Raw genomic sequence first — 9056 nt, 5'->3', positions numbered from 1 at the left:
TTCCTAAGTAAAGAGTTCTATCGAACTCTAATTTATTAGGCTAGTTCCACAGTTCTTGCGGTTAGAAGCCTTATCGTTGCATTCTTTAGAAGGAGTCATCTTGGTTAAAATGATAAAAAATGTGAAAATCGACATCTAAGATGACCCTATTCAGTAGGATTAAATAATTGTACATTGTAATTCTTTTTAAAAACAAAAGAACATTAGTTCTTATTATACACGAACATTAGTTCTTTTATAAAGAGGTTTAAAAAATTTTTTAAAATTAATTTTTTTGTTAAGAAGAATATGTAACAAAGGGGTAAAATCCCTAACAATAAAAAAGTAGTGGAGAGATAATGATATTGATATAGCATATTTAAGAGACATAACTTTAGGGATTTTTAAACGTTTTATGAGTTCAGGAGTTGGTAGATATGATTCATATAGATATTGATATGTTGATTTATCAAAAAGTTCAACAGTTCATTAGCTCCAAATTATACATAAAGGAAAGATAATATTTTGTTCTGATGAAGAACGAAAGTTCGATTTTGAAATGCAGGCTTTAAAAATGTATTTAAAATTGAATGAGGAATAATAAATTAACGGAGCAACTTCCAGTGACTTCATAAAAGATGCACTAAGAGAAATTCCATTTACGTATGTCTAAAATACAGAATTTTACTTAAAGATTGTGAAAAAGTGTCTTTTTATTTTCTCAACTGTTGAATTGCTATAGAACAAGAACTCTTCCTATAGCAATTCATGAGTTTAGAGGAGAGAAAAGTATATAAATAATTAAAGTTAAATATTATAATAATATAGTGAAAAGGACCTCTGTTTCATTAAGAAATGTGTATGTTCTGATTTGAAATTTAAGATGTATGAAATAGCCACTTGTATATTGAACGGCGTTGAAGTTACGCAAGTAATGAAAGCCAACTTAACTTATAGGTGAAATCTATTTAAAATGAAGTTAGGTTCATACATAAGTTATTTGGAAGTGCGTCATAATCTGTCATTAAATAGGCTTTATTGGGTCTATATTTCTATCAAATGTTTTTTGCAACTGAACCCTTTTTTAATTTGCTTCAAGCCAATTGTAAGAAGAAAAATGAAAAGTGGTTTCATGGGTTTGTTGGTTTTCTATCTTTTTCAGTTTTTTTACTTCGTTTTGACGCTTAAGAGTATTCTCTCTAATACGGTCTACAAGATTATTAGCGAAAAATGCAGGTTCATATTCAATTACTTCGCCTTGGGATAAATACTTTTTGACGTTCATAGCATGTTTACCTATTGCATTTAATACATCTACCTTGTGGAATGTTGTAATTCCAGCTTCTGCAAGTATTTTCTTCACAACATTAATTGCCTTTAGATCGGGACAGATCCCAACTTGTTCAAGGATAGGATTTAATAAGGCATAATTATTTTTTTGTAAAACAATATTATTTTTAAGTTCTTCTATTGGTTCTTCATCTATTTTTATTTTAGAAGATTTATTTGGATATGTATCATTCTCGTTGGGATAAATCTCACTAAGGTCAAGATAACTAGAATAAATATTATTAGGATGTACTTTTTCCTCCCCTAGGGGTGGAGTTTTCTCCTCACTAAGGGGTGTACTTTTTCCGTCACTAGGTACCGGAATTTTTCCTTCCCTAGTACCGGAATTTTTCTTATCTACTTTTTTTACACCGTATTTATCTATAGCAGTAGCTATACACTCTTCTAATGTTTTTAATGGTTCTTTCTTCTTTTTCTTACGCATCTTAACATGTTTGTAGTATTCTTTTTCACCTAGGAAATGTGCTAATGACGCTCCACTAGGATCGGGTTCATTCAAGTAGATTCGATTAGCGCCTCCATCTACTGATTCTGTGGATACAAGTTCTTCAGCTATAAGCTCTTCCATGAACTTCGTAACAGTTTTGTTTGAAATATTTAATGAGAATTCGATTTCTTGATTATCTAAAATACAATAAATATCACCTTTTTCATCTACGAAGGCAGGCGTGTCGTTTCCGTTATCAACTGAAATTTGTGTTGTATATATAGATAAATTAAATCGATCTCTTATTAACATGTATAGTAATTTCGCACCGATACTTAAATTCTCACGATATTGTTTTTTCCAAATGAAAACTTTAGGTAGTTTATAGAACTCTTCGTTTGGTATATCTTTTATATTAATTCTCTTTTTTAACATAAAAAAGCCTCCAGATTCATTGGTAGTATAATAGTTTGCAAAGGACAAAAGATTAAAAAGATAAAGAGCAGTATCTTTGTATTATTAAAGATGATAGATTTTCATAATAGAACAAATACAAATTGAAATATTATTTTACGCATTCCAATTTTAGACTCAAAACGAAAATATAAGTGTTCTTACTTTTAAATTTTGTCCTAGGCTCGATGTGGCGAACATCGCAGCCTATTTTTTAGGTTAATTTTTATGAAATGTCTCGAAAAGGTATTGACAAATCGGATTTAATGATGTTTGTTTTTCTTGGTTTTATCATACAAGGGACAAATAGCGATTGCAATCACCTTTTTTACAAATACTAACTTTAGTTATTTAATGACAAAAATGTTATTTTAACTAAAAAACAATATTAACTTTGTTAATCTAGTGTTTATTCAACAAAATAGGATATATTTTTATTTGTTACATGAATGAAATATGTCGATAATGTCATTTATCTGAAAGATAGGAAAATTAAGTGAGATATGGTTTTTGTAATTAAGTAGGGGCTAAAGCTCCTACTTTTCTTGTGTTTTTAAAGTTTACAATTTTTTTTTGAAATGAAGTGGTGCTTTTGATAAAATTACTAGCATTTTTTAAATCAAGTGTTTATGTTACCTACATTAAGAAAACATTAGGAGGAATTATTTTTGAAAAGCCTTAATATTACTATTTATACAATTAACAGTGCAGAAGGAGAAAGGGTTGCAGAAAAATTAGCCAAGTACGATTTAATGGCGACAAATAAACATATTGTACGAGATCGTTTTACTTTTACCGAGTTCAAAGCTTTGTTAGCGTTAACAGACAACGGTTTAGATGACTTATTAACTCAACGTGGTAGTACAATTGATTTTCTTACTGAACAAGGGATTGATCTTGATGACTTAACGTTACGTGAAGCATACAATGTCATTCTTCAAAATCCGAAGTTGCTAAAAACAACTATCTTGACAGACTGGAACAGGATTGCATTTGGGTTAAACGGTACGAAGATGTTCCTTCCACGACATTTAAGAAAGCAAGAACAACGGAAGATGTACTTAAAACCAGAAGCACAAATCGAGTACGAGGAAGCTAGTTGAATATAAAAGTTACTAATCATATGTAGTAATTTGAAAAAAATTTCGACTTAACTAAAATATTTTATTGTATTCCTAATACTAATAGGGTTAAAGATATAATTAATCACCTTGTTAGTTATATAACATTACATACATTAAGAATTCATAAGGGACAAGTTAAGTGTGAAGATTAGTATGGCGAATTCTTGAAGAATATACCAAGTTTTTAGAAACAATTGCAATATTCTTTTGCATTGTATTGTCAATAAAGATTTTAACCAATCCTTAGTATGTGAAGGTTTTCTAATTATCTATACAGAATTGAAATCATTACCTAATAGGAAGTATTAGGTCTTTATTATTGGCAGGGTAAAACGGATGTTAGAAAATATTTCAATGGTAAAAGAACATGTGGTACTTCGGGACATATTAAGTGTAGTAACGAACTTGCTGTGATTGAGGGATTGACTAATGTAGTAAGTAGACTGTAATTACATACTTGATTAATAAGACATATTTAGCATTTGTTCGCAATTTTCAATGCATATTTGAAGTTATTAATTGGAGTAATAGATTGTAAAGGACCTGTTTTGATTGAATGAGAATTGACTTCTCGAATCAGTGGTCTTTTTTTATTTTTAGTGGATTCTACTGTATTCCTCTATAAAAATATAATCTAATCTATTGAAAAAACAAAAAACTATGTGATAAAGGATTTTTCAAATGACAAATATACTAAAAGAAATTTATGTAAATAACGAACTAGATGTACTAGTAGATACTAATACGGAGGTGTTAGAAGCAGCAAAACTAATGAAGAGACTACAATCTCATATTAGCGAATTCTCCTACAATTTAAAATCTAGTGGAATGCAGGAGAAGGAAATTGTTTGTGGTGGACAGATTCAGAGTATTGTAAACATGAATAATCTAAGTGATACTGCGGGTGCTAATATTGTCTATGTAACACTTAATGATGGTTTTGGTGAGCTATTAATTGTGGTACCAGTAACTTTATGGCAGAAACTCATTGCTAAAAAAGGTGATGTTGTAATTGCGAGTGGGAAAATGTTTGCCTTAAAAAGAGATTGTAAATTCAAATCAAAGGCAAATACAGATATTATTGTTTCACATGGATTTGAACCTTTTCGTGTGTTAGTGAGAGAAATTAAATTATTACCAGAATAAAGCGTTGGATAACGTCTTATTGATTTAATGAAAATTACAAGTGTACAATTTTCTTCTGACCTATTGACTTTTTGTTCTCAAATGGTTTTGTTTGTACATGCAAAAAAATATAACGTCGAATCCTTTTAAAGCGACTCAAAATAAGAGGTAAGATGAGGTGGGCTGATGCACTTCATAAAATACAGTCTGTAGTCTTAAAGAATTCAAAAGGAATATGAACAGATTGACAACAGAAGAATTAGGACCGGTAGAAGGTAGTGTTCTGGATGCAGTACCAGATGTAGTTGTTCCTCACGTATCTGGTTTTCTAGTTAGAGGAATTATACATTAGATTGCATTACATTAAAAACAAAAGAAGATTTCTTAAACACTAATGAACACCTCTTAATTAGAGTGGATTTTCATATTTTTGAAATTGCAGATAGCGAACGCTATATAAATCGAGTAACAAATAACTAAGCAAACTAAGACAATACAGGAGGATTTTAACTATGCAAAAAACATTAGCTAAAGAATACATTGAATCTGTAGCAAAGGCTTTATTAGAAACATCTCCAAGAGAGGTAATAGAATTTAAAACAGTATTAAATTCACACCCACAAGGTAATGAAACTCATGCAGGGATAAACGAAGTAATTTCTCGTATTTTCACTGATCCATTATTGACAGAACTCTTATCTATTGTAGGAATTGAATCTGAAGAGAAAACAATACAAGAACCAATTCTTGCTAGCTTATTAGCTTCTCAAATTTCAACTCAACAACTTTCTAAACAAATTCGTGAACAAGTAGCGAAAGTAGATATGGATTCTTCAGTAATGATTCCTTACATGAAATTAGAACCAAAGGCTAATCTTGCAGCTTTCATCAAGGAACAAGCTGCTTTCAAAAAACTTGTAGAAGATATAAAGGCTCAATCCGAAGTGAATACCAAAGAAGATTTTGCTGCAAATATTAAAAATCAAGTAGAACAACAAAGACCTGCTAAGACTACTGAGGGAAAAATAAAAAGTATCCTTGATGAAGTTGTTAACGAAATTATTGAAGACGGAGCTGCTAGTCAAACAGTTTGCTTAGACCCTAGTGGAATTAAGGTTTACGAAATTCTATTTTCTTCTGTTTTTTATAAAAAGGCAAATATGTTAGGTTTTAAAGAGTCTGTAGAGTACAAGCACGAATACACAGCATATATCCTAAGTGAACTTGCTACTTATTTAGTTGAAGAAGAAGGCTTTAAACTATCCTTTGAGGTGGTAGAAGATAAGGTAGTAGCAGGTTTAGCTTAATAGCCTGGTATTAAAGAGAATATAGGATGGAAAAGGCTACCCTTATTTTCTGGAAATAGTGTAGTAGACAAATGGTAAAAACAGTGCGGTACAGAAAAAAATAGACATATCAGTTCTCTTCATTTAGGAGCGCTCAATAAAGTAGATTAAGTTTAACCTTGAACTAAACATAGGAAGTGGTTAATTTAGTCGTGCATTTTAATCTATACGGAGGTGTACGACTATGGCCATTCCAGTTATACAAAATCTTGTGGCTGCAAGTAAATATCCAATCAAAGCTCCTTATTCTATGAACGCAGAGTATATTACAGTGCATAATACGTATAATGATGCTCCTGCAAAAAATGAAATAAATTACATGATTGGAAATAACAATGAGGTTTCATTTCATTTTGCAGTAGATGATATTGAAGTTATACAGGGTATTCCAGTTAATCGTAATGCTTGGCATTGTGGAGATGGCGGTGGGAATGGAAACCGAAAATCTATCGGTGTTGAAATCTGTTACTCGTTGTCTGGTGGTCCAAGATACGAAAAAGCTGAAAGTTTAGCAATTAAATTCGTCGCTCAACTGTTACGAGAACGCGGATGGGGAATTGATCGTGTGCGTACTCATAAGAGTTGGACAGAGATTGGTGTTCGAAACGGTAATTCTAGAGCAGTTAAGAATTGCCCACACCGTATCTTAGATGAAGGGCGCTGGAATAGTTTCTTAGCAGCAGTACAAGCTGAACTTACTGGTACGGGTGCAACTATAGCACCACCAGTAACTCACCCCCCATCTTCAGATGGTATTGGTGTTGTTGAGATTCTTGTTCCAGAACTTAATGTAAGGGAATTTGCTAGCTTTGATTCACGAGTTGTTAAGACAGTGAAAAAAGGTGAAATGTATCAAACTTGGGGACTATCCAATGATCTATACAATGTTGGAGGAAACCAGTGGGTGTCAGCAGGTCCTGCTTATGTTAAGTTTACTCCTGCAGGAAGTTCTAATGGAAATCCAGAAAATTTAGCTGGAAAACGTGATCCAATTGGGAAAATTACAACTACTGCAAATCTAAACGTTCGTACACAATCTTCTACAGATGGGGATATTATTCGTACTATCCTTAATGGAGAAACGTGGAATATTTACGATATTAGTGATGGATGGGCGAGAGTGCATGATGGTTGGGTTTCTCTATCTTATGCAAATCTAACAAGATATTAATTTCCAAAAAAGTAGGCACATGTTGTGTCTGCTTTTTTATTTAGATAATTTAAAAGTTATTATTGACTTTATTTGATTATAGGGTTTTATTAATAATCCAGCAAATATATTTAAAATTAAATTAATAGATTTTAGGATGGTCTTCGCTGTGAGGAAGAAGACCCTAGTATTCAATACTAGATTAGGGGAGTGGTAGGAGCCCTTAATTTAAATATAAAAAATAAATACCGGAAAATAAAAGAGAAGTACTTATGATTTTAAATATTATTTCTCTTTCGCATAGCTGTTAGAGCGCTTATCTTACACACATAGAGTTACAGGTTCAAGTTTGTCATTTTAAAAAATTATAGTTCTATAGCTCTGCATAGCCTATGCGGTAGCACGGATTAAAATACCGTTTGGGTCGTTTGTTTTTAATAAAACGAAAAGGAGTTTGATATTAGTTGAAAACATTTTTAAGCAACTTAGTCCCCAGGGTTTATAAGACTAGAAATACAATAATTATTTATTGGCTAGGTTATGAATTAGTACTAGGTAACTAATGTAACGATAATACTACAGATAGATATACTAATGGTCGAAGAGGATTACTAGCTAGGTGGGTAGTAGTTGGTAAGGTTTACGCGATTTTGTAACCTGTTCTTTCTGGTAACTTATGATTATTCTCTCACTCGTACTATTAACAGATTAGATATATTTAAAATAATATATACGCCTAATGTAAAGAGTTTACTTGTGTAGAAAAAAACTACGTGGGAAAGCTCTTTTTTTACCTTGATTTTTAATTTTTAAGTGCTTACGTTTTGAGAGGAGTTATTTATTAACAACTCATAAAAGCAGTTTGATGTTGTTTTATTAAAAACATTTTACTATAACATGAAATGTTTAAGAAGTACTTCTATTTTCATAAATCATGACACTACTAATGATAATCATATTTTAATAGAAATATGTAGGTACTTCTTTCAAAAAGATAGTAAATAAACTATCAACAATCTCCTTTTAATAAACTTATAGAGAAAAATTGGGGAGAAATGTAATCTTCACGTGTCATAAATAGAAGTAAAGTTTTTATACAGGATTTTAAAGAAAAGTAAAATCTCCACTAAATTGGCTGTATTTCTGTTGTTAAAACAGCTTCATGACCATGTGGCAAATGAAACATTTTTACCAAATTAATTAAACATTAGTTGGAGGTAATTTATTATGCATCAAATTATTACAATTACAGGTCGCTTAACTCGTGATCCTGAGAGTAATACGTATGGTGAAAAGACAGTTTGTCGTTTTGCTGTAGCAGTAGATGATGGGTATGGAGATAAAAAAACTACTGATTTCTTTAATGTATCTGTTTGGGGGAAAATGGGTGAAAAGGTACAAAGATACCAAAAGAAAGGTTCTGTTGTGCAAGTAATCGGTAAAATGAAATCTTCTAAGAAGGATAAAACTACGTACTGGGAATTACGCGCAAATAACATTGTATTTTTTACCTTTGATAATAATAGTAATCAACAACAAAATAACTTTGAAATGTTCACTGGTGACATAAATATCAGTGATGATGATTTACCATTTTAAAGTAGGTTATTTATTGGTGGAGGTGATTATATGAGTGATCAGAGAAGGTTACGGTCGGAGTTAAAACAAGGGCTCCATCAATTTACGATGACCCTTTATAATTCTTATAGACAAACTTTATCGCATGAAAAATCTGTAGAACAAATATCCAACTGTTTAATAGAAGAGTATGAATATGTAACTAAACAAGTCATGAAACAAGAACAAACTTTTAATCTTGGAAGCCTTGTTGAAAAGGTGGAAAAACGTGCTAAGGATGAAAAGGACCCCGTAAAACAGTTTGAGTTGTATGAAGATGTGGAAATTCTATTGCGTGCACAGGAACTTGTTACAAAATACGAAACGGGGAAGGATAATAAATGAATATTGCAAAATTAATGTGTGTAATTAATAAGTTTTGGTTTTGATAATAGAATGTTTTGTCGATTAAAAGATGATATGACCCATTTCATATCAACAAAGAAAGATAAATTTATTATGAATTATAAAAATTTTTTTACTCA

7 protein-coding genes and 1 pseudogene are annotated in these 9056 nt (G+C 31.2%); 7 read left to right on the top strand and 1 reads right to left on the bottom strand.

Features of this window, described 5'->3' with window-relative positions; genetic code table 11:
• Positions 1 to 334: 334 nt before the first annotated feature.
• Positions 335 to 580: pseudogene (gene mntA, locus HMPREF2590_RS30895) on the top strand (type VII toxin-antitoxin system MntA family adenylyltransferase antitoxin); the annotation flags it as partial.
• Between the two features lie 483 nt (positions 581 to 1063).
• Here the strand turns inward: mntA and HMPREF2590_RS20165 are convergent.
• The gene (locus HMPREF2590_RS20165) at positions 1064 to 2191 is read right to left on the bottom strand and encodes a replication initiator protein A (RefSeq protein WP_000914745.1); all 1128 of its coding nucleotides are present in this window, start codon (positions 2189 to 2191) and stop codon (positions 1064 to 1066) included.
• A 686-nt stretch (positions 2192 to 2877) separates the two neighbouring features.
• Between HMPREF2590_RS20165 and HMPREF2590_RS20160 the strand changes: the two genes are divergently transcribed.
• The 6 genes from HMPREF2590_RS20160 (at position 2878) to HMPREF2590_RS20130 (ending at position 8916) form a co-directional block, all read left to right on the top strand.
• Positions 2878 to 3312 carry an ArsC/Spx/MgsR family protein gene (locus HMPREF2590_RS20160; protein ID WP_000838805.1) on the top strand — a complete coding sequence of 145 codons (435 nt, stop codon included), beginning with the start codon at positions 2878 to 2880 and terminating at the stop codon, positions 3310 to 3312.
• Between the two features lie 702 nt (positions 3313 to 4014).
• On the top strand, positions 4015 to 4479 hold the full coding sequence (locus HMPREF2590_RS20155; protein ID WP_070861503.1) for a DNA-binding protein: 465 nt from the start codon (positions 4015 to 4017) through the stop codon (positions 4477 to 4479).
• 491 nt (positions 4480 to 4970) lie between these two features.
• On the top strand, positions 4971 to 5765 hold the full coding sequence (locus HMPREF2590_RS20145) for a hypothetical protein (RefSeq protein WP_001172955.1): 795 nt from the start codon (positions 4971 to 4973) through the stop codon (positions 5763 to 5765).
• A 223-nt stretch (positions 5766 to 5988) separates the two neighbouring features.
• The gene (locus tag HMPREF2590_RS20140; protein ID WP_001007307.1) at positions 5989 to 6975 is read left to right on the top strand and encodes an N-acetylmuramoyl-L-alanine amidase; all 987 of its coding nucleotides are present in this window, start codon (positions 5989 to 5991) and stop codon (positions 6973 to 6975) included.
• A gap of 1206 nt (positions 6976 to 8181) precedes the next feature.
• Positions 8182 to 8553 (top strand): single-stranded DNA-binding protein, encoded by a 372-nt coding sequence (locus HMPREF2590_RS20135; RefSeq protein WP_000553952.1) that lies wholly within the window; start codon positions 8182 to 8184, stop codon positions 8551 to 8553.
• Between the two features lie 30 nt (positions 8554 to 8583).
• On the top strand, positions 8584 to 8916 hold the full coding sequence (locus HMPREF2590_RS20130; protein ID WP_001283602.1) for a hypothetical protein: 333 nt from the start codon (positions 8584 to 8586) through the stop codon (positions 8914 to 8916).
• The last annotated feature ends 140 nt before the right edge of the window (positions 8917 to 9056 follow it).

The sequence above is a fragment of the Bacillus sp. HMSC036E02 genome (assembly GCF_001836235.1).
GTDB classification, from domain to species: Bacteria; Bacillota; Bacilli; order Bacillales; family Bacillaceae_G; genus Bacillus_A; species Bacillus_A cereus.
This window is presented reverse-complemented; position numbering and strand designations above follow the sequence as displayed.